Raw genomic sequence first — 21,724 nt, 5'->3', positions numbered from 1 at the left:
GGAGCACGGTGGCCCGCACCAAAGACCCCCGCACCCTGTCCCGGCTCCGCGCAGAGCACCCCGAAGCCATCGAGGAGGCCGCCACCACAAGGACCCGCCGCAAAATCCTCCCCACACCGAACACCCGCCTAATGATCATTGCCGCCGACCACCCGGCCCGCGGAGCCCTCGGCGCCGGCGACCGCCCAACCGCCATGGCCGATCGCGCGAACCTCCTGGAAAGGCTCAGCGTCGCCCTGTCCCGCCCGGGCGTCGACGGCGTCCTCGCCTCAGCCGACGTCCTCGACGACCTCCTCCTGCTCGGCGCCCTGGAGAACAAGGTCGTCATGGGCTCCATGAACCGCGGCGGACTCGCCGGCGCCGCCTTCGAACTCGACGACCGTTTCACCGGCTACCGCCCGGAGGACCTGCACCGCCGCCGCTTCGACGCGGGCAAACTCCTCCTGCGCATCGGCTACGACGACCCCGGCGAGGGCTCCGTACGGACCCTGGAGGCCGCCGCCCGCGCCGTGGACGCGATGGCCGAACACCGCCTTCCCGTGTTCGTCGAGCCGTTCGTCTCCCACCGCGACCCCGCCACCGGCGCGCTCCACAACGACCTGAGCGCCGACGCCGTCACCCGCTCCATCGCCGTCGCCTCCGGACTCGGCGGCACCTCCGCCTACACCTGGCTGAAGGTCCCCGTCGTCGACGACCCCGACACCATGGCCCGCGTCATGGAGACGTCCACCCTTCCGGCGGTACTGCTCGGCGGCGACATCAAGGACGGCGACCAGGACGCCACGTACGAGAAGTGGCGCACGGCGCTCCGACTCCCCACGGTGCAGGGCCTGGTGGTCGGCCGCTCCCTGCTGTACCCGCCGGACGGCGACGTCGCGGCGGCGGTCGATACGGCCGTCGGACTGCTCTAGAGAGGAGAGTGGAGGAATGACCTACCTCCCCAGGGGCAGCGCCGCCGAAGGCCCCTACGCCCTGCACGTGGACCCCGACCGCATCCCCGGCAAGCCGCCCTGGTCCCGCGCGGGCCTGCGCGTCCTCGAACTGGAGCCCGGCGGACGGCACGCCTTCGACACCGGCGGGAGCGAATGGATCGTGCTGCCGCTGACCGGCGCTTGCTCCGTGCACACCCCGGGGCGGATCATCGAACTGCGTGGCAGGGAAAGCGTGTTCAGCGGCGCGAGCGACTTCGCGTACGTCCCGCGCGACACCCGCGCAGAGATCGCCTCCGGTGCGGGAGGCCGCTTCGCCCTGGCAGGAGCGAAGTGCGGACGACGACTCCCCGTCCGTCACGGCCCCGCGCCGGAGGTCCCCGTCGAGGACCGGGGCAGCGGCACCAGCGCCCGCCAGGTCCGCAACTTCGCCGCCGCCGGCACCTTCGACTGCGACCAGCTCATCGCCGTAGAGGTGATCACGCCGGGCGGCAACTGGTCCTCGTACCCGCCCCACAAGCACGACGAGCACCGCCCCGGCGAGGAGTCGGAGCTGGAGGAGATCTACTACTTCGAGATCGACGGACCACCGGACGGCCCCGAGGGATACGGGTATCAGCGCGTGTCGCCGTCCCGCCCCGGCGGCACCGATCTGCTCACCGAGGTCCGCACCGGCGACGCCGTCCTGGTCCCGGACGGCTGGCACGGCCCGTCGATCGCCCAGCCGGGTCACGCCATGTACTACCTGAACGTGATGGCGGGGCCGGGGGAGGAGCGGGAGTGGAAGATCTGCTTCCATCCCGACCACGTGACGGAGGGATACCGATGACCGAGCCGACGCCGAAGACGCCGAAGACGCCGAAGATCGCGACGACGCGGCTCACGACCGCGCAGGCCCTCGTCCGCTTTCTCTCCCGCCAGCACACCGAGCGCGACGGCACCCGGCAGCGCCTGATCACCGGCACCTGGGGCGTCTTCGGGCACGGCAACGTGGCGGGGGTCGGCCAGGCGCTGCTCCAGTACGCCGACGACATGCCCTTCCACCAGGGCCGCAACGAACAGGCGATGGTGCACGCGGCGGTCGGCTACGCCCGTCAGAGCGACCGGCTCTCGGCGCACGCGGTCACCACCTCCATCGGCCCCGGCGCCACCAACCTCGTCACCGGCGCCGCCCTCGCCACCGTCAACCACCTCCCTGTGCTCCTCCTCCCCGGCGACGTGTTCGCGGCCCGCCCCGCCGACCCGGTGCTCCAGCAGCTCGAAGTCCCGTACGCGGGCGATGTGTCGGTCAACGACTGTCTGCGCCCGGTGTCGAAGTACTTCGACCGGATCACCCGCCCCGAACAGCTGATCCCGGCCGCGCTCCAGGCGATGCGGGTGCTCACCGACCCCGTGGACACCGGCGCCGTCACCCTCGCCCTGCCGCAGGACGTCCAGGCGGAGGCGTACGACTGGCCGGACGACTTCTTCGCCGAGCGGGTCTGGACCGTCCGCCGCCCGGCCCCGGACCGCGCCGAACTGGCAGCCGCCGTACAGGCGTTGACGGCGGCCGAGCGTCCGCTGATCGTCGCGGGCGGCGGCGTTCACCACAGCGGCGCCGAGGACGCGCTGGCCGCGTTCGCCGAGGCGACCCGCATCCCGGTCGCGTCCACCCAGGCGGGCAAGGGCGCGCTGCGGTACGACCACCCGGCCGACGTCGGCGGCATCGGCCACACCGGCACGGCGACCGCGAACGAGCTGGCCCGCACCGCCGACCTGATCCTCGGCGTCGGCACCCGTTACACGGACTTCACCACGGCGTCCGGCACCCTCTTCGCCCACCCGGACGTCCGCTTCCTGAACCTGAACATCGCCGCCTTCGACGCGCACAAACTGTCCGCGCTGCCGCTGGTCGCGGACGCCCGCGAGGGCCTGACCGCGCTCGACCTCGCGATCGGCAAGAGTGTGCGCGCCACGCCCGCCCAGATCACCGAGTACACCGAGGACAAGGAGCGCTGGGAGCACCGCGTCGACGCCTGCTACACCGCCGCCGACGACCTCGTCCGCCCGACCCAGACCCATGTGCTCGGCCTGCTCGACGAGCTGGTGACCGGCGAGGACATCCTCATCAACGCCGCCGGCTCCCTCCCCGGCGACCTGCACAAACTGTGGCGCACCCGCTCCCGCGACCAATACCACGTCGAGTACGGCTACTCCTGCATGGGCTACGAGATCCCGGCCGCCCTCGGCGTCGCGCTCGCCGCGCCCGGCCGCCCGGTGTGGGCGCTGGTCGGCGACGGCACGTACCTGATGAATCCGACCGAGCTCGTCACGGCCGTCCAGGAGAACATCCCGGTCAAGATCGTCATCCTGCAGAACCACGGGTACGCGTCCATCGGCGGCCTCTCCGCGACCGTCGGCGCGGAGGGCTTCGGCACCCAGTACCGGTATCCGGGGAAGGAGGGGCCGTACTCCGGGGCGCCGCTCCCCGTCGACCTCGCCGCCAACGCGGCCAGCCTCGGCCTCGACGTGCACCGGGCCAAAACGGTCAGGGAGCTGCGCGAGGCGATCGCCGCGACCCGCGCCGCGACCCGGCCCACATGTGTCTACGTCGAGACCGAAACGGCAGACACAGTGTCGGGCCCGCCCCCCGGACAGGCGTGGTGGGATGTTCCCGTGGCCGAGACGGCCGACCGCCCGTCGACCGTCGAGGCCCGCGAGGAGTACGACCGGCACGTCACCGCTCGACGCCGCCACCTCTGAGACACCACAGGAGTTCCCCCATGACTGACAGCGTTGCCAAGACCGTCCACCACTGGATCGGCGGCAAGTCCGTCGAGGGCGTGTCCGGCCAGCACGGCCCGGTCACCGACCCGGCGACCGGTGCCGTGACGACCCGGGTCGACTTCGCGTCGGTCGACGAGGTGGACGCGGCGGTCGCGGCGGCCAAGGGGGCGTTCGCGAGCTGGGGCCAGTCCTCGCTGGCCAAGCGGACCGAGATCCTGTTCCGCTTCCGCGCGCTGCTCGACGCCAACCGCGACGCGATCGCCGAGCTGATCACCGCCGAGCACGGCAAGGTGCACTCGGACGCGCTCGGCGAGGTGGCCCGCGGCCTGGAGATCGTCGACCTGGCCTGCGGCATCAACGTCCAGCTGAAGGGCGAGCTGTCGATGCAGGTCGCCAGCCGCGTCGACGTCTCCTCGATCCGCCAGCCGCTCGGCGTGGTGGCCGGCATCACGCCGTTCAACTTCCCGGCGATGGTCCCGATGTGGATGTTCCCCATCGCCATCGCCTGCGGCAACACCTTCGTCCTGAAGCCCTCGGAGAAGGACCCGTCGGCCGCCGTCAAGATCGCCGAGCTGCTCGCCGAGGCCGGTCTGCCCGACGGTGTCTTCAACGTCCTGCACGGTGACAAGGTCGCCGTCGACCGCCTCCTGGAGCACCCGGACGTCGCGGCCGTCTCCTTCGTCGGCTCGACCCCGATCGCCCGCCACATCCACCGCACCGCCTCCGCGAACGGCAAGCGGGTGCAGGCCCTCGGCGGCGCCAAGAACCACATGCTGGTGCTGCCCGACGCCGACCTGGACGCCGCGGCCGACGCCGCCGTCTCGGCCGCGTACGGCTCGGCGGGCGAGCGCTGCATGGCGATCTCCGCGGTCGTGGCGGTCGGCGCGATCGGTGACGAGCTCGTCGCCAAGATCAAGGAGCGCGCCGAGAAGATCAAGATCGGCCCCGGCAACGACCCGGAGTCCGAGATGGGCCCGCTCATCACGGCCGCCCACCGCGACAAGGTCGCGTCCTACGTGAAGGGCGCCGCGGCCGAGGGCTGCGAGGTCGTCCTCGACGGCTCCGACTACCGCGTGCCCGGCTTCGAGAACGGCCACTGGGTCGGCCTCAGCCTCCTGGACCGCGTCCCGACCTCCGCCAAGGCCTACCAGGACGAGATCTTCGGCCCGGTCCTGTGCGTGCTGCGCGTCGACACGTACGAGGAGGGTGTGGCGCTGATGAACGCGTCCCCCTTCGGCAACGGCACCGCGATCTTCACCCGCGACGGCGGCGCCGCCCGCCGCTTCCAGCTGGAGATCGAGGCCGGCATGGTCGGCGTCAACGTCCCGATCCCGGTCCCCGTCGGCTACCACTCCTTCGGCGGCTGGAAGGACAGCCTCTTCGGCGACCACCACATCTACGGCAACGACGGCACGCACTTCTACACCCGCGGCAAGGTCGTCACCACCCGCTGGCCGGACCCGTCCGAGGCCCCGTCGGGCGTGGACCTGGGCTTCCCGCGCAACCACTGATCCGGTACGCGCCCGAAGGCACCCTGAACGGAGGCCCCCTGGCCGGCAGGCCAGGGGGCCTCCGTTCTTACGATGCGCGTGGATCAAGGGACAAATCCGGCGACAGGGGCGCGGTGGGCGTCCGGAGTCCGGACAAGTTCTGAAGAACTTCGGGGGGTGCGCTGCGGTTCCCGCACAGAGGGGATGTATCGGGTGTCGGAAGCGTTCCAGTGTTCTTGCCTTCGATAGCAAGGTCATCTACTGAAGTCGCCACATGGAAAGCGGCGGACTTTGCGAACAGCTAAGGAAAGCCGAGTGGTTGGCGCGCGGGCCGCGTACGGAATCCGTAGGGAAACGGCCGTTGACGTTCCGGTTATCGGCGATGTTCGATAACGCGCCGGGAGCGACGCACACCCCATCCCCACCAGCCTGTCCAGCCTTCGGAGGCGATAGCGCTCCCGCCCGACCCCGCTGCCGCACGAGTCGATCGGAACCGCTCCATGACCGACACGCTTCGCCCGACCGCCGTCCCCGCGGCCGCGCCGGAACCCGGTGCGTCCCCTCAGAAGCTCAAGCGTTCCATCGGCGTCGTCGGCGGCACCCTGCTCACGCTGTCGTGCGTGACGCCCGCCTCCACGCTCTTCGTCGTCGTCCCCGACCTCTTCGGCGACCTCGGCACCGCGACGGCCCTCACCATCGCCATCGGCTCCCTGCTCTGTATCGGCGTGGCGTTCTGCTACTCGGAGCTGGGCACCCTCATCCCCAGCGCGGGCGGCGAGTACGCCATGGTCACGACGCTGGCGGGCCGGCTCGCCGGGTGGCTGGTGTTCGTGCTCTCCCTGCTGGTCGTGATGATCGTGCCCCCGGTGATCGCCATGGGCACGGCCGACTACCTGGCCCCGCTGGTCCACCTCGACCCGTCCGTCGCGGGCGCGGGCGTGATGGGCCTGGCCACCCTCGCGGGACTGCTCGACCTGCGCGCCAACGCCTGGATCACCGGCATCTTCCTGGTCCTCGAGGTCATCGCGGCGGCCGTCGTCGCGGTCCTCGGCTTCGCCCACTCCGAGCGCGGGGCGGGCTCGCTGTTCTCGATGCAGGTGGCGGGCGACGGCGGCCACACCGACACCGTGACGGCGATGCTGGTCGTCTCCGGGCTCGCGATCGCCCTCTTCGTCACCCAGGGCTTCTCGACGGCCGTCTACCTCTCCGAGGAGCTGGAGAACCCCCGCACCTCCGTTGCCCGCACCGTCCTGGCCACCCTCGCCATCTCCACGGTGATCATCCTCGTCCCGGTCGCGGCCATCACCATGGGCGCGCCCGACCTGGCGGCGCTCACCTCCGGCAACATCAGCGGCATGGTCGAGGCCTGGTCGAACTCGGCCGTCGGCACCTTCGTCTCGCTCTGCGTCGCGCTCGCCATCATCAACGCGGGCATCGTCATGGTCATCCAGAACTCCCGTGTCCTCTTCGCCTCCGCCCGCGACAAGGCGTGGCCCGAGCCGGTCAACCGGGGCCTGGCCAAGCTGGGCCGCTTCGGCTCCCCGTGGGTCGCGACCCTGGTCGTGGGCGTGCCCGGCGCCGCCCTGTGCTTCGTGAACCTCGACACCCTGTACGGCGTGACGGGCGTCTCCGTCACCGGCATGTACCTGCTCGTCGCGATCGCGGCGCTCCTCGCCCGGCGCGGCGACCACCGCCACCAGTCCGCCTGGCGCATGCCGCTGTGGCCCGCGGTGCCGGTGCTGCTGATCGCGGTGATGGCGTACATCCTCGTCGAGCAGGAGGTCTCGTACCTGCTGTGGACGGGCGGGATCACGGCCGTCGCGACGCTCTACTGGGCCTTCTACCTGCGGCCGCGCCGCGACACCCGCTGGCTGGTGTCGCTGCCGGAGGACGCGCAGGCCTAGGTCGTGTCCGCAAAGTCCCTCCGTCCGCCCGGAGGGCGGGCCTCGCGGCGTCTGGTGCGTGCTCTCGGCGCGCCGGGTGCGAGGCCTCGTACTGGAGGTACTCGGCCTTGTGCCCGGTGCGGCGAGAGTGCGTGCCAGGCGTCGCGGGGCAGGAGGGACTTTGCGGACACGGCCTAGGGCCTGTCCGACGGGGTGAAGTTCCAGACGACCACCTGGCACGGCCCCTCCTGCGCGCCGCCCGCGCTGCGGTACGTGGCGAGGGCCGCGTCGTTGTCGAGGTCGACGCCGACCCACATGCCGTAGCAGCCGAGCCCGGCGGCCAGGTCCGCGAGGGTGCGGACCAGGGCCCGGGCGATGCCGCGGCGCCGGTACGGCTCGGCGACGGCGAGTTCGTAGAGGAACATCTCGCGGCCCTTGTCCGGGTGCACGGTCTCGACACCGCTGACGAAACCGGCCGGCTCGCCGTCCGCCTCCGCGAGGTAGAGATGGTGGCCGGGGGCCGCGAGGAAGTCCGCGGCCCACTCCTCGCGCGGCGGAGCGTCGAACAGGGCCGCCGCCGCGTGCAGTTGGGCGGTGGAGGTGGCTCGGGTGATGCGCATGGGTGAGTCGTAGCACGACGGGGTGGGTGGAGCGGGGAGCCTGCGGACGGCGCGCCCGGTGTGCCGGTGCCACGAGTGCCGGGACGGACGGGCTCCGTTTCGAGGTGCGAGGGGCGGGCAGGCGGGGCGGAGCCCGTTCGTACCGCGTCCGCGGTAGGCGAGCGGCCCGCCGTACTACCCCGGGAGGGCACCCGGCTCAGACCGGGGACGGCGGTAACTGTCAGTGGCGACCCCTACCGTTGAGGCATGGATCTACGAGTGCGCGCATGGCGTGAGCGAGTACGCGGAAGGCCGCGGCGGTGGATCGCCGTCGCGGCCGCCCTTGTGGTGCTCGCGGGCGCCGGGACCTGGACGGCCACCGCGTCGTCGGGGTCGGCGCCCACGGTGCACCGGCAGGACCGGATGATGGCCATGGGCGGCGGCGTCCGGATCGACACGTCGTTCTTCACGACGGGACCCGCGACCGAGCGGCGGCCCGCCGTGCTGCTCACGCACGGTTTCGGCGGCAGCAAGGCCGATGTGCGCGGCGAGGCGGAGAAGCTGGCCCGGCACGGATACGCGGTGCTGACCTGGTCGGCGCGCGGCTTCGGGAAGTCGAACGGCAAGATCGGGCTGAACGACCCGAGAGGCGAGGTCGCCGACGTGTCGCGGCTGGTCGACTGGCTGGCGAAGCGCCCCGAGGTGCAGCTCGACAAGGCCGGCGACCCGCGGGTCGGCGCGACCGGCGCCAGTTACGGCGGCGCGGTGTCCCTCCTCGCCGCCGCCCACGACCGGCGGATCGACGCCATCGCACCGCAGATCACGTACTGGAACCTCGCGGACGCCCTGTTCCCCGACGGGGTGTTCAAGAAGCTGTGGGCCGGGATCTTCTTCACCTCCGGCTCGGCGAACATCGGCTCGCGCACCAGCGAGGCGGGCCTGAAGTGCGGGCGGTTCAAGGACGAGCTGTGCGCCATGTACCAGCGGGTGGCGGTCTCCGGTGAGCCGGACGCGGCGGCCCGCAAGCTCCTGGAGGAGCGCAGCCCGTCCGCCGTCGGCGACCGCATCAAGGTGCCCACGCTGATCGCGCAGGGCCAGACCGACTCGCTGTTCCCGCTCGGGCAGGCCGACGCCATGGCACGGCAGATCAAGGCCAATCACGCCCCGGTCGACGTGGACTGGCTGGACGGCGGCCACGACGGCGGCAATATGGAGATCGACCGGATGTCCAAGCGCGTGACGTCCTGGTTCGACCGGTACCTGAAGGACGAGCCGGGCGTCGACACCGGCCCGGCGTTCCGCGTCACCCGCACCGGCGGCGTCGACTCCACCGACGGCGCGGCCACGCTGCGCGGCGCCAGCGGCGACCGGTATCCGGGACTGCGCGGTGAGCGACGGGTGGATGTGCCGCTCAAGTCCGCCACGGAGACGTTCCAGAACCCGCCGGGCGGCGGCCCGCCGTCCATCTCCGCGGTGCCCGGCCTCGGCGCACTGGCCAACCTCTCCTCGCTCGGCGTCGGCGTCTCCCTCGACTTCCCCGGACAGTTCGCGCGCTTCGACTCGGCGCCGCTGGCCAGGTCCGTGCGGATCACCGGCTCACCGACGGTGACAGCCCGCGTGAAGTCCTCCACCGGCACGGCCGTGCTGTTCGCGAAGGTCTACGACGCCGGGCCCGGCGGCGCCCGCGAGGTGCTGCCGTCCCAGCTGGTCACCCCGGTGAAGGTGACCGGCGCGGGCGGCACCGGCAAGGACGTGCGGATCACCCTCCCGGCCATCGACCACCAGGTGCAGAAGGGGCACAAGCTGCGGCTCGTGCTCTCCGCGACCGACCTGGGCTACGCCTCGCCAGCCCGGCCCGCCACCTATCAGGTCTCCGTGGCCGGCGGGCTGAGCCTGCCGACCGCGCCGGACGTACGGACCGCCGCCACTCCGCTGCCCGGCTGGGTGTGGTGGCTGCCGCTCGGCGCGGCCGTCGTCGCCGCGGGGCTGCTGCTCACCGCACGCCGCCGGACGACGGCACCGGCGCCCGACCCGGCGCTGGCCGACGTCCCGCTCCAGATCACGGACCTCAGCAAGCGGTACGCGAAGTCGAGCGACCGGTACGCGGTCCGCGACCTGTCCTTCCGCGTCGAGAAGGGCCAGGTCCTCGGCCTGCTCGGGCCGAACGGCGCGGGCAAGACGACGACACTGCGCATGCTCATGGGCCTGATCGGGCCGGACGCGGGCGAGATCCGTGTCTTCGGGCACGCGATCCGTCCGGGCGCGCCCGTGCTGTCCCGCGTGGGCGCCTTCGTCGAGGGCGCCGGCTTCCTGCCGCACCTGTCCGGCCGGGAGAACCTGGAGCTGTACTGGCGTGCCACGGGCCGCCCGCCCGAGGACGCCCACCTCGACGAGGCGCTGGAGATCGCCGGGCTCGGTGACGCCCTCGCCCGCGCGGTGCGCACGTACTCGCAGGGCATGCGGCAGCGGCTCGCCATCGCGCAGGCCATGCTCGGCCTGCCGGACCTGCTGATCCTGGACGAGCCGACCAACGGCCTCGACCCGCCGCAGATCCGCGAGATGCGCGAGGTGATGATCCGGTACGCGCGCGACGGCCGTACCGTCATCGTCTCCAGCCATCTCCTCGCCGAGGTGGAGCAGTCCTGCACGCACCTGGTCGTCATGGACCGGGGGCGTCTGGTGCAGGCCGGGCCCGTCGACCGGATCGTCGGCTCGGGGGACACGCTTCTCGTCGGGCTGGCCGGGGAGATCTCCGATCCGGTGGTCGAGAAGGTCGCCGCGCTGGTGGGCGTGGAGTCCGCCGTCCGTGCCGACGACGGCCTCCTGGTACGGCTGTCTCCGGGCGAGGGCGAGCCCGACGGTGTGCCTGCGGCGCGGTTGCTGGCCGATCTGGTGCGGCTCGATGTGCCGGTGAAGTCCCTTGGGCCGCACCGGCGGTTGGAGGACGCGTTCCTCACGTTGATCGGGGGTGCGCCGTGATGGGGGTTGAGCGGGGTGCGTGGTCGGGCGTGCCTCTCGTCGTGGCCGGTCGCGCAGTTCCCCGCGCCCCTGAAGCATGCGCTGCGCGCAGCTTCCCCTGGGCGAGCGGAGCTCGCTTCCAGGGGCGCGGGGAACTGCGCGAGAAGCCCCACCGGGCCGCGGTCGACGACGCACGCCCCACCCCAGGGACACCCCGCGCACCCGGAGGACACCGATGACCACCACCGCCCCCGCGGCAGCGGACCGTGCCGACGGCTACCGCCCGGCCCGCACCCTTCCCTTCCGGGTCGAACTGGCCCGTCAGGTCAAGCGCCGCCGCACCCTGGCCATGGCAGCCGTGCTCGCGCTGCTGCCGTTCGTGCTGGCCATCGCGTTCGCCATCGGCGGTGACCCGGGCGGCAGAAGCGGGCGGGTGACGCTGATGGACACGGCCACGGCGTCGGGCGCCAACTTCGCGGCGACGAGCCTGTTCGTGTCCGCCGGGTTCCTGCTGGTCATCCCGGTGGCCCTGTTCTGCGGTGACACCGTCGCCTCCGAGGCGAGCTGGTCCAGCCTGCGCTATCTGCTGGCGGCGCCGGTGCCCCGGGCCCGCCTGCTGTGGTCCAAGCTGACGGTCGCGCTGTGCCTCAGCCTCGCCGCGATCGTGCTGCTGCCCGTGGTCGCGCTCGCCGTCGGTACGGCCGCGTACGGGTGGGGGCCGCTGGAGATCCCGACCGGCGGCGCGCTGTCCGCGGGCGTGGCGGCCCAGCGGCTGCTCGTCGTCATCGTGTACATCTTCCTGTCCCAACTGGTCACGGCGGGGCTCGCGTTCTGGCTGTCGACCAAGACGGACAACCCGTTGGGCGCGGTCGGCGGCGCCGTGTTCCTGACCATCGTCGGCAATGTCCTCGACGCGGTGACGGCGCTCGGCCACTGGCGCGACTTCCTTCCCGCGCACTGGCAGTTCGCCTGGGCGGATGTGATTCAGCCGCAGCCCGAGTGGAGCGGCATGATCCAGGGGACGTCGGTGTCGGTGGCGTACGCCCTGGTGCTGTTCGCGTTGGCCTTCAGGGGGTTCGCCCGCAAGGACGTGGTGTCCTAGCGCCCCGTTCCCCGTCCGCGCCTCCCGTCGTGGCTGGTCGCGCAGTTCCCCGCGCCCCTGAAAGGCCTGCGGCCTTCAGGGCGGCGGCGCGAAGCGCCTGCCTCAGGGGCGCGGGGAACTGCGCGAGAAGCGGCCACCGGCCGTCAGTTGATCGACAACCCGACAAGGGGCGCGGGGAACTGCGCGACCAGCCCCCCGCGCACCCGCGCCCGACACCCCCGACGTCACCGAATCTGCCGCCCCGAGATGGCCCGGGCGATCACCAGGCGCTGGATCTCGCTCGTTCCCTCGAAGATCGTGTAGATCTTCGCGTCCCGGTACATCCGTTCCACCGGGTGCTCCCGGCTGTACCCGGCGCCGCCGAGCACCTGGATGGCCTTCTCCGAGGCGGCGACGGCCAGTTCACCGGCGCGGAGCTTCGACATCGAGCCCTGCCCGGCGTCGAACACCTTGTCGTTGCGGGCCATCCACGACGCCTGCCAGATCAGCAGCCGGCACGCCTCGATCTCCGTACGGAGGTCGGCGAGGGCGAACGCGATCGCCTGGTTCTCGATGATGGGCCGGCCGAACGCGTGCCGGTCGCCCGCGTACTCCAGCGCGTACTCGTACGCGGCGCGCGCGATACCCAGCGCCTGGGCGCCGACCGTCGGCCTGCTGACCTCGAACGTCGACATGGCGGCCTGCCCCTTGGCCCGGCCGCCCTCGCGGGCCCGCGCGAGCCGCGCGTCCAGCTTCTCCTTGCCGCCGAGCAGGCAGTGCCCCGGAACCCGTACGTCGTCGAGGAAGACGTCCGCCGTGTGCGAGGCGCGCAGCCCCAGCTTGCGTATCTTCTTGGCGCCTTCGAGGCCGCGCGTGCCCGGCGGCACGATGAAGGCGGCCTGCCCGCGCGAGCCCAGCTCCGGGTCGACGGAGGCGACGACCACGTGGACGTTGGCGATGCCGCCGTTGGTGATCCAGGCCTTCTGGCCGCTGAGCACCCACTCGTCGCGCGCCTCGTCGTACCGGGCCCGCGTCCGCATCGCCGCCACGTCCGAACCCGCCTGCGGCTCGGACACGCAGAAGGCCGCCACCTTCGGGTCGTCCTCGTCGCCGTAGCACTGCGGCACCCACTCGGCCAGCTGGTCGGGCGTGCCGGAGGAGAAGATCCCGGCGACCGCGAGCGACGTGCCGAACAGCGCCATGCCGATGCCGGCGTCGCCCCAGAACAGCTCCTCGTTGGCGATCTGGAGCGAGATGCCGCTCGGGTCGCCGAACAGCTCGGCGAGCGACTCGAACCCGTACAGGCCGATCTTCGCGGCCTCCTGGATCACCGGCCAGGGAGTCTCCTCGCGCTCGTCCCACTCGGCCGCGGCCGGGCGGACCACGTCCGCCGCGAAACCGTGCACCCAGTCGCGCAGATCCCGCTGCTCCTCGTCCAGTTCGAGAGAGAAAGCCATGTCCGAACCCCGCCCCGCCCTATGCCTTGGGAATGTCGAAGTAGCGGGTCAGGCCCGCCGCGAGCGCGACATCGCCCGCGATCTTCACCTTGCGCATCATGAACATCGTGACCGGCGAGGAGTTCCCGGAGACCAGCTTCAGGAAGTCGGCGTCGCCCATGACGAGCGTGACGCGCGGCTCGGCGTTCGAGCGGCCCTCGGTCACCGTGCACGTGGCGTTCGCGATCTTCGTCTCGTAGACCGCGTCCTCGGTGTCGCCCTGACCGGTCACCTTCCAGCGGATCAGCGCGTCGAGCGAGCCCGCGACATCCGGCTTGAACTGCCGCTCCATGCGCCCGAACACCTCCTTCAGGACCCGGGCGCGCAGCGTGGCGTCCTGCGCGATCTCGTTGATCTCCTTCGTTGACAGGCCCTTCACGATCCGGGCGAACTCCTCGGGCGTGACGCTCGCGAAGTCGAGGGAGGCGATGTCGTCGGCACCACTCATGGACCCAGTCTCCTTACTGCCAAGTAAACTTACTGCTTGGTAAGGTTACGGCGAGGTAGGTAGGCTGACAAGAGTGACGGGCACATCGGGAGCGGCTCAAGGGCGCACGGCGGGACGGCCGGTGGCGCGGCGCAAGCGCGTGCCCCGGAAAGTGCGCGAGCAGCAGATCATCGACGTGGCCGTCGGCATCTTCGCCAAGCGCGGCTATCACGCCGCCTCCGTCGACGAGATCGCCGAACTCGCCGGGATCTCCAAGCCGATGGTCTATCTGTACCTGGATTCGAAGGAAGGGCTGTTCCTGGCGTGCCTGCGCCGGGAGGCCGAGCGGCTCGTCGCCGCCTTCCAGGAGGCAGCCCGGGGCGCGGGCGCCGCGCCCGAACTGCGGCTGTACGCCGGGCTCTCGGCGTTCTTCGCGTTCGTCACCGCGCACCGCGACAGCTGGGTCGTGCTGCACCGGCAGGCCTCCGAGCTGTCCGAGGCCATCGCCGCCGCGGTCGCCGAGGCCCGGCGCGCGGTCATGGCCGAGGTGGCCGGCCTGATCAGGGACGGGATCACGGAGAGCGGGCGCGGCGCGCGGCTCGGCGGGCAGGACGCCGACTTCGTCGCCCACGCCCTGGTCGGCGCCGCCGACTCGCTCACCGACTGGATGGAGCACCACCCCGGCCAGTCGCCGGAGGCCGTCACGCTGCGGCTGATGAACATGGTGTGGGTGGGCATGCGGGACGTCCTCGACGGCGAGGCGTGGCTGCCGGAGGGGTGACCCGCCCTCCGTCCGTCTCATGGGCCCGGATTCGCGCACGACCCATTGAATTTTCCTTACGCGTGAGTAAGTTGACCCCCGAGTAAGTTCGTCCCGGAGTCGACAGGACGCCGACGGGGACGGGCAAGCACCTGAGTTCAGCAGTGCCGCAGCAGCCGCGCGACCGGGAGCCGTCAATGGGCGTACGCAAGGATCTGAAGCGGGCCAGGAAGCGCAGCGACCTGGCCGACCGCGTCCAGATCGACCTCGTCAGGGACGAGCGGGGAGTGGTCCGCGAGGCGCGCACCGCGCCGCTCGCCACGCCACCGGAGGGCGGCGGCACCCCCGCCGACATCCCGTTCCTGAACGCCGCCGAGGCGCCGGACACGGTGGTCCTGCGCCGCAAGGAGGCCGGCGAGTGGAAGCCGGTCACCGCCGCCGCGTTCGCCCGCGAGGTCACCGCCGCCGCCAAGGGACTGATCGCCGCCGGGCTCGAACCGGGCGGCCGCGTCGCGCTGATGTCGCGCACCCGCTACGAGTGGGAGGTCCTCGACTTCGCGATCTGGGCGGCGGGCGGCCAGACCGTCCCCATCTACGCCACGTCCTCGCCCGGGCAGATCGAGTGGATCGTGCGGGACTCGGGCGCCCGCCTGCTGATCGTGGAGACCCCGGAGAACCAGGCCGCCGCCGAAGCCGCGCTGCCCGCCCCGGACCGCCCGCGCATCTGGCAGCTGGACGCGGGCGCCGTCCTCGAACTCGCCACCCAGGGACGGGAGGTGTCCGACGAGGAGGTCACCAAGCGGCGTGCCGCTCTCACCTCCGACACCATCGCGACCGTCTGCTACACCTCGGGCACCACGGGCCGCCCCAAGGGCTGCGTCCTGACCCACGGCAACCTGTACGCGGAGGCCGCCAACACCGTCGAACTGCTGCACCCCATCTTCAAGGCCATCACCGGCCAGACCGCCTCGACGCTGCTCTTCCTCCCCCTCGCGCACATCCTGGGCCGCACCATCCAGGTGGCGTGCCTGCTGGCCCGTATCGAACTGGGGCACTGCGCGAGCATCAAGCCGGACGAGCTGCGGCCCGAACTCCGCTCGTTCCGGCCGACGTTCGTGGTCGGCGTGCCGTACCTCTTCGAGAAGATCCACGACACCGGGCGGGCCACCGCCGAGAAGATCGGCCGCGGCTCCTCCTTCGACCGGGCCGACCGGATCGCCGTGAACTTCGGCGAGCGGCACCTCGCGAAGTTCCTGGAGACCGGGCAGGGCCCCGGCGCCGGCCTGAAGCTCGCCGCCGGACTGTACGACCTGCTCGTCTACCGCCGCGTCCGCAAGGAACTCGGCGGCCGGCTGCGGTACGCGATCAGCGGCGGCTCGCCCCTCGACCGCAACCTCAACCTCTTCTTCTACGCCTCCGGCATCGTCGTCTACGAGGGCTACGGCCTCACCGAGACCACCGCCGCCGCCACCATCACCCCGCCGCTGCGGCCCCGCCCCGGCACCGTCGGCACCCCCGTGCCCGGCACCGCCGTCCGCATCGCCGACGACGGCGAGGTGCTGGTCAAGGGCGGCATCGTCTTCGGCGGGTACTGGAACAACGACGCGGCGAGCGGCGAAGTCCTCGACGCCGACGGCTGGTTCGCCACCGGCGACCTCGGCGCGCTCGACGACGAGGGCTACCTCACGATCACCGGCCGCAAGAAGGACATCCTCGTCACCAGTGGCGGCAAGAACGTCTCCCCGGCCGTCCTGGAGGACCGGCTGCGCAGCCGCTCGCCCGTCGGCCAGTGCATCGTCGTCGGCGACAACCGCTCCTACGTCGCCGCCGTCATCACCCTCGAACCCGAGTCCGTGGCCCACTGGTTGTCCGTCCGTAAGATGCCCGCCGACACCCCGCTCAGCGAGGTGATCGCCGACCCGCGCATCGTCGCCGACGTCCAAAGGGCCGTCGACTACGCCAACGAAGCGGTCTCCCGCGCCGAGTCCATCCGCAAATTCACTCTGGTCGAGGGCGAGTTCACCGAGGACAACGGCCTCCTCACCCCGTCCCTGAAGATCAAACGGCCCGCGGTCATGGCGGCGTACGAACGGGAGATAGAGGAGCTCTACGGTGCCTGAGGCCCCTGTTCCCGAGACCGACTTCGACGTCATCGTCGTCGGCTCCGGCTTCGGCGGCTCCGTCGCCGCCCTCCGGCTGACCGAGAAGGGCTACCGCGTCGCCGTCCTGGAGGCGGGCCGCCGCTACACGCGCGACACCCTGCCCCGTACGTCCCTGAAGCTCCGCGACTACCTGTGGGCGCCACGGCTCGGCCTGTACGGGATCCAGCGCATCCACCTGATGAAGAACGTGATGGTGCTCGCGGGAGCGGGCGTCGGCGGCGGCTCCCTGAACTACGCCAACACCCTCTACGTCCCGCCGCCCGCCTTCTTCGAGGACCAGCAGTGGGCGGGCATCACCGACTGGCAGGCCGAACTCGCCCCCTACTACGACCAGGCGCGCCGCATGCTCGGCGTGCGCACCAACCCGACCACCACCGAGGCCGACGAACTGCTGCGCGCGGCGGCCCGCAGGATGGGCGCGGGCGACACCTTCCGACTCACCCCCGTCGGCGTCTTCTTCGGCGACGGCAAGGACGCGGAAGGCGCCACGACCGCCGCTCCGGGGGAGCCGGTCCCCGACCCCTACTTCGGCGGCGCAGGGCCCGCCCGCGCCGCCTGCACCGAGTGCGGCTCGTGCATGACGGGCTGCCGCGTCGGTGCCAAGAACACCCTCACCGAGAACTATCTGCACCTCGCCGAACGCATCGGCGCCGAGGTCCGCCCCCTCACCACCGTCACCCGCGTCCGCGAGCTGGACGACGGCACGTACGAGGTAAAGACCGTGCCCACCGGCAAGCGCCGCCGGGGCCGCGGCACCGTCCTGCGCGCCCGGCGCGTCGTCCTCGCCGCCGGCACGTACGGCACCCAGACCCTGCTGCACCGCATGAAGGCCGACGGCGTCCTGCCGCGGCTGTCGCAGCGGCTCGGGGTGCTGACCCGCACCAACTCCGAAGCGCTGGTGGGGGCGTTGACCTGGCCGCGCCGCCTCGGCCGCACGGACATCGACTTCACGCGCGGGGTGGCCATCACCTCCTCCGTGCACCCGAACCCCACCACCCACATCGAGAACGTCCGCTACGGCAAGGGCTCCAACCTCATGGCCCTGATCTGCGTACCCCAGTACAGGCAGAACCTGCCGAAGCCGCTGGCCGCCGCGCTCGCGTTCCTCTCCCACCCGGTGCTCGTGGTCCGCACGGTCGCGCTGCGGCGCTGGTCGGAGCGGACCATCATCGGGCTCGTCATGCAGACCCACGACAACTCACTGACGACCGAGCTGACGCGCCGCGGGGCGCTCACCGCCGAGCAGGGCCACGGCCGCCCCAACCCCGTCCACATCCCCGAGGGCTGGCAGGCCGCCGGGCTGATCGCCGAGTCCATCAACGGCTTCGCGGGCACCAACCTCGGCGAGCTGCTGGGCAAGCCGCTCACCGCGCACTTCCTCGGCGGCTGCGCCATCGGGGAGTCGCCCGAGAGCGGGGTCATCGACGCCTACCACCGGGTCTACGGGCATCCGGGCATCTCGGTGGTGGACGGCTCGGCGGTCTCCGCGAACCTGGGCGTCAATCCGTCCCTGACGATCACCGCGCAGGCCGAGCGCGCGATGTCGTACTGGCCGAACAAGGGCGAGCCCGACCCGCGCCCTGGGCCGGGGGAGGAGTACCGGCCGCTGACACCGGTGCTCCCCGCGGCGCCTGCGGTTCCGGCAGGCGCCTACGGGGAGTTGAGGTTCTGAACCCGGTCACTTCTTCCCGGTGTTGTTGAAGGTGGAGGCCGACCAGAAGTAGCCGAGGACGGCGAGCCCGACGCTCCAGGCGAGGGCGATCCACCAGTTGTTCCCGATCTCCGAGCCGAGGAGCAGGCCGCGCAGGGTCTCGATGGCGGGCGTGAAGGGCTGGTACTCGGCGATCGGCTGGAACCAGCCCGGCATCGAGTGCAGCGGCACGAACGCGCTGGAGATCAGCGGCAGGAAGATCAGCGGCATCGCGTTGTTGCTGGCGGCCTCGGCGTTCGGGCTGATCAGGCCCATGCCCACGGCGATCCAGGTCAGGGCGAGGGAGAAGAGGGCGATGAGCCCGAACGCGGCGAGCCATTCCAGGGCGGTGGCGTCGGTGGAGCGGAACCCGAGGGCGACACCGACGGCGCCGACCAGCACGACACTGGCCACGGACTGGATGACGCTGCCGACGACGTGCCCGATGAGCACCGAGCCGCGGTGGATGGCCATCGTGCGGAACCGGGCGATGATGCCCTCGCTCATGTCCATGGCGACCGAGACCGCGGTGCCGATGGTGGTCGAGCCGACCGTCATCAGCGCGATGCCGGGCAGGAGATAGGCGAGGTAGGCGTCGCGGCCGGCGCCGCCGCTCATCACGTCACCGAAGACGTAGACGAAGAGCAGCAGCAGGACGACCGGCGTGAGCAGCAGGTTCAGCGTCATCGACGGGTAGCGGCGCGCGTGCAGGAGATTGCGGCGCAGCATCGTGTTCGAGTCGCGGACGGCGAGGGCGAAGGTGCTCATCGGGCGTTCTCCTGGGTCTGGGCGGGGACGGTGCCGGTGGTGTCGGTCAGTGCGAAGAACACGTCGTCGAGGTCGGGGGTGTGCACGGTCAGTTCGTCCGCCTCGATGCCGGCCGCGTCCAGCCGGTCGAGGATGGCGCGCAGCTCGCGCTGGCTGCCGTCGCTGGGGATCGAGAGGCTGAGCGCCTCGTCGTCCCGCGTGGCCACCTGGAGCGCGGAGGCCGCGGAGCGGTAGGCGTCCGGGTCGGTGAAGCGCAGGCGGACATGGCCGCCGGGGACGATGCGCTTGAGCTCCTCCGCGGTGCCTTCGGCGGCGATCCTGCCGTTGTTCAACACCGCGATGCGGTCGGCGAGTTCATCGGCCTCTTCGAGGTACTGCGTGGTGAGCAGCACGGTGACGCCGTCGCGGACCAGCTCGCGGATGATGCCCCACATGGTGTGGCGGCTGCGCGGGTCCAGTCCCGTGGTGGGCTCGTCGAGGAAGATGATCCGCGGGTCGCCGACGAGCGTCATGGCGATGTCGAGACGGCGCTTCATGCCGCCGGAGTAGGTGGAGGCGGGCTTCTTCGCGGCGTCCGTGAGGTCGAACCGCTCCAGCAGCTCGGCGGCGACCCGCCGGCCCTCCTTCTTGGACAGGTGGTGCAGGTCGGCCATGAGGAGCATGTTCTCCTCGCCGGTGATCAGCCCGTCGACGGCGGAGAACTGCCCGGTGACACCGATCGCGGCGCGGATCGCCTGGGGGTCGGTGGCGAGGTCGTGCCCCGCGACCCGGACCCGCCCGCTGTCGGCGTCGGCGGAGACGAGGGTGGACAGGATCTGCACGGTGGTGGTCTTGCCGGCCCCGTTGGGCCCGAGCAGCGCGAAGATCGAGCCGGCGGGGATGTGCAGGTCGATGCCGTCGAGGACGGTCTTGTCCCCGTAGGACTTGCGGAGGCCGGTGACGGAGACGGCGGGGGCGGCCGTGGCGTTTCTGGTCGTGTTCATGACAGTTGCAGGCATGGAGCCCTCCGGCTCTCGGGGTGAAGTGGCGTGGTCTGTAAGCGAATGGGGGTGAAGCGGGGAGGGGCGGGCGGTCAGCCCTTGGCGCGGCGGATGTCGATGTTGCCCCAGCGCGTCCTGGCGCGGACCTCGACAGTGTTCTCCGACTCCTCCGGAGGCGCCGAGTCGGCGAGCGTGTTGTGAACCTGTCCGCGCTCGGCGCTGACGTCGAGCCAGGCGGCGGTGCCCGCGCGGACGCCGATGTCGATGGCGCCGTAGGACGTCTCCAACTGGACGGTGCCGGACGTCACTTCGGCGACGCGCAGGGCGCCGTGGGCGGTGACGGCGGTGACCGAGGCGCGGGCCCGCTGGATGTCGATGTCGCCGAAGGAGCCGTTCGCCCGCAGCTCGCCTGTCACGGTGCCGACGGTCGTGCTGCCGTGCGAGTTCTTCAGGGTGGCGGGGCCGTCGACGGTGCCGACGCGCACGCTGCCGGAGCTGGTGGTGATCTCGGCCTCGCCCTCGACCCGGTCGACGAAGACCGAGCCGTGCGAGACGGTCAGGTGGAGCGGCCCGGTCGTGTCCAGGCGGACGTCGCCGCCCGAGGTCTTGACCCTGGCCCTGCCGAGCCGGCCCTCGCCGGCGATCTGGGCCCAGGAGCCGGTGACGTCGATGTCCGAGCCGGCGGGCAGTTCGACCGTCACGTCCACGGCGCCGGAGGGGCCGATGAAGCGGCGCTCCTTCGTCGTGATGGTCAGCACGCCGTTCGCGTACGAGACCTCCGTCTGCTCGGCGGCGCGCACGTCCTTGTCCCGCTTGGGGCTGGCGGGACGGACGTCCACGGTGGTGTCGTGCCGGTCGCTCGCGGTGAACCGTAGGGAGCCCGCGCCCACGTGGGCGCCGACCGCGATCGGTCCGGGAGTGTCGAAAGAAGGCATGGCTGTACCGTCCTCATGACTCGTCGGGGCGTCCCCGCAGGTGGGACGTGGTGGAGGTGGTGCGGGTGGGCGGGCTGGGCGCGGCTAGCGCACCCAGCCCGTGAAGTTCTGTCCTGAGCGGGTCTTCGTCGGCGTGGCGGTGCGGGGCTGGGTGCCGCCCTCGACCGCGGCCGACACGGCGCGCACCAGCCACGCGTTGACCGACAGGCCCTCGCGCGAGGCGGCTTCCTCGGCGCGTGCCTTGAGGTGGGCCGGGAGGCGGAGATTGACCCGGGCGGTGGCGCCGTCGTCGCCGTCCACGGGGGCCGGGGGTGCCATGGCGTCGGCGGGCGTGACCGTGACCTCGGCGGGGGCGCTGTCGCGGGGCGGCAGCGTCACCACGAAGTCGGGGTCGAGCCCCCGCAGCCGTACGTCCACCGAGCCGGGCGCGAGGTCGCGGGTGATCTCGTCCATCGCGGCGGAGAGCACATTGAGCAGGGTCAGTCGGGTCGCCGACTCCAGGGGCGCGGTGAGCCGCTCGGCCAGCTCGCGGGCTTCGTCCCCGCCGGCCTCGGCGGCCACCGCGAGTTCCCGGTGAAGTGTGTCGACGTACGGCGTGAGGTCCATGACGTCATAGTGGCACCACTTTGGCGCCATGCGCAAGTGTCGTGGTGGCGGGCGTGGTGCCATGTGGCGACGTGGCAGCTCTGACCTGCGTAAACGTGATGGTGTCGGTCGGGAATCCGTGTGTGCCGACGGGTGGTGTGCCGTGCTGTGGCGCCGCGCGGGCCATGGGTGGCACCACGTGGCACCACGTGATC

At 71.8% G+C, this 21,724-nt stretch carries 16 protein-coding genes; 9 read left to right on the top strand and 7 right to left on the bottom strand.

Going from position 1 to position 21,724, the window contains the following annotated elements:
- Positions 1 to 927 precede the first annotated feature (927 nt).
- From iolB to ABII15_RS14110, 4 genes are all read left to right on the top strand, one after another.
- Entirely contained in the window at positions 928 to 1,758 is an 831-nt protein-coding gene (iolB, locus tag ABII15_RS14125; RefSeq protein WP_353942675.1) for a 5-deoxy-glucuronate isomerase, read from the top strand.
- Positions 1,755 to 3,671 carry a 3D-(3,5/4)-trihydroxycyclohexane-1,2-dione acylhydrolase (decyclizing) gene (gene iolD / locus ABII15_RS14120; RefSeq protein ID WP_353942674.1) on the top strand — a complete coding sequence of 639 codons (1,917 nt, stop codon included), beginning with the start codon at positions 1,755 to 1,757 and terminating at the stop codon, positions 3,669 to 3,671. The genes iolB and iolD overlap by 4 nt, the downstream gene beginning before the upstream one ends.
- 20 nt (positions 3,672 to 3,691) lie before the next feature.
- Positions 3,692 to 5,206 carry a CoA-acylating methylmalonate-semialdehyde dehydrogenase gene (gene mmsA, locus ABII15_RS14115; RefSeq protein WP_353942673.1) on the top strand — a complete coding sequence of 505 codons (1,515 nt, stop codon included), beginning with the start codon at positions 3,692 to 3,694 and terminating at the stop codon, positions 5,204 to 5,206.
- Positions 5,207 to 5,685: 479 nt separating this feature from the next.
- The gene (locus ABII15_RS14110) at positions 5,686 to 7,089 is read left to right on the top strand and encodes an APC family permease (RefSeq protein WP_353942672.1); all 1,404 of its coding nucleotides are present in this window, start codon (positions 5,686 to 5,688) and stop codon (positions 7,087 to 7,089) included.
- Positions 7,090 to 7,262: 173 nt separating this feature from the next.
- Here the strand turns inward: ABII15_RS14110 and ABII15_RS14105 are convergent, their stop codons facing one another.
- Positions 7,263 to 7,688: a GNAT family N-acetyltransferase gene (locus tag ABII15_RS14105; protein WP_353942671.1), complete on the bottom strand. Its 426-nt coding sequence runs from the start codon at positions 7,686 to 7,688 to the stop codon at positions 7,263 to 7,265.
- Positions 7,689 to 7,934: 246 nt separating this feature from the next.
- Here ABII15_RS14105 and ABII15_RS14100 point away from each other — a divergent pair, with 246 nt between their 5' ends.
- Positions 7,935 to 10,646, top strand: a complete 2,712-nt coding sequence (locus ABII15_RS14100) for an alpha/beta fold hydrolase (RefSeq protein ID WP_353942670.1) — start codon at positions 7,935 to 7,937, stop codon at positions 10,644 to 10,646.
- A 214-nt stretch (positions 10,647 to 10,860) separates the two neighbouring features.
- Positions 10,861 to 11,727 (top strand): ABC transporter permease, encoded by an 867-nt coding sequence (locus ABII15_RS14095; protein ID WP_353942669.1) that lies wholly within the window; start codon positions 10,861 to 10,863, stop codon positions 11,725 to 11,727.
- A gap of 224 nt (positions 11,728 to 11,951) precedes the next feature.
- Here ABII15_RS14095 and ABII15_RS14090 read toward each other — a convergent pair whose 3' ends face one another.
- Together ABII15_RS14090 and ABII15_RS14085 are read right to left on the bottom strand one after the other, a co-directional pair.
- Positions 11,952 to 13,163 carry an acyl-CoA dehydrogenase family protein gene (locus tag ABII15_RS14090; protein ID WP_353942668.1) on the bottom strand — a complete coding sequence of 404 codons (1,212 nt, stop codon included), beginning with the start codon at positions 13,161 to 13,163 and terminating at the stop codon, positions 11,952 to 11,954.
- A 19-nt stretch (positions 13,164 to 13,182) separates the two neighbouring features.
- The gene (locus ABII15_RS14085) at positions 13,183 to 13,650 is read right to left on the bottom strand and encodes an SCP2 sterol-binding domain-containing protein (RefSeq protein WP_353942667.1); all 468 of its coding nucleotides are present in this window, start codon (positions 13,648 to 13,650) and stop codon (positions 13,183 to 13,185) included.
- A gap of 139 nt (positions 13,651 to 13,789) precedes the next feature.
- On the opposite strand from ABII15_RS14085, the gene ABII15_RS14080 reads away from it, so the two are divergent.
- The 3 genes from ABII15_RS14080 to ABII15_RS14070 all read left to right on the top strand — a co-directional run bounded on the left by ABII15_RS14080 (position 13,790) and on the right by ABII15_RS14070 (position 18,223).
- Positions 13,790 to 14,410, top strand: a complete 621-nt coding sequence (locus ABII15_RS14080) for a TetR/AcrR family transcriptional regulator (RefSeq protein WP_353947054.1) — start codon at positions 13,790 to 13,792, stop codon at positions 14,408 to 14,410.
- 176 nt (positions 14,411 to 14,586) lie between these two features.
- Entirely contained in the window at positions 14,587 to 16,509 is a 1,923-nt protein-coding gene (locus tag ABII15_RS14075) for an AMP-dependent synthetase/ligase (RefSeq protein ID WP_353942666.1), read from the top strand.
- The gene (locus ABII15_RS14070) at positions 16,502 to 18,223 is read left to right on the top strand and encodes a GMC family oxidoreductase (protein ID WP_353942665.1); all 1,722 of its coding nucleotides are present in this window, start codon (positions 16,502 to 16,504) and stop codon (positions 18,221 to 18,223) included. The genes ABII15_RS14075 and ABII15_RS14070 overlap by 8 nt, the downstream gene beginning before the upstream one ends.
- Before the next feature lie 6 nt (positions 18,224 to 18,229).
- Here the strand turns inward: ABII15_RS14070 and ABII15_RS14065 are convergent, their stop codons facing one another.
- From ABII15_RS14065 to ABII15_RS14050, 4 genes are all read right to left on the bottom strand, one after another.
- Positions 18,230 to 19,009, bottom strand: a complete 780-nt coding sequence (locus tag ABII15_RS14065; protein ID WP_353942664.1) for an ABC transporter permease — start codon at positions 19,007 to 19,009, stop codon at positions 18,230 to 18,232.
- Positions 19,006 to 20,007 (bottom strand): ATP-binding cassette domain-containing protein, encoded by a 1,002-nt coding sequence (locus tag ABII15_RS14060; RefSeq protein WP_353942663.1) that lies wholly within the window; start codon positions 20,005 to 20,007, stop codon positions 19,006 to 19,008. The genes ABII15_RS14065 and ABII15_RS14060 overlap by 4 nt, the downstream gene beginning before the upstream one ends.
- A 74-nt stretch (positions 20,008 to 20,081) precedes the next feature.
- Positions 20,082 to 20,924: a DUF4097 family beta strand repeat-containing protein gene (locus tag ABII15_RS14055; protein WP_353942662.1), complete on the bottom strand. Its 843-nt coding sequence runs from the start codon at positions 20,922 to 20,924 to the stop codon at positions 20,082 to 20,084.
- Positions 20,925 to 21,008: 84 nt separating this feature from the next.
- Complete coding sequence (locus ABII15_RS14050; RefSeq protein ID WP_353942661.1) at positions 21,009 to 21,530, bottom strand: hypothetical protein; 522 nt, start codon at positions 21,528 to 21,530, stop codon at positions 21,009 to 21,011.
- Positions 21,531 to 21,724: the final 194 nt, after the last annotated feature.

Origin of the sequence: Streptomyces sp. HUAS MG91, from assembly GCF_040529335.1 — a bacterium.
GTDB classification, from domain to species: domain Bacteria; phylum Actinomycetota; class Actinomycetes; order Streptomycetales; family Streptomycetaceae; genus Streptomyces; species Streptomyces tabacisoli.
Note: the sequence above shows the minus strand (reverse complement) of the source record. Positions and strands in the feature narration are given on the sequence as shown.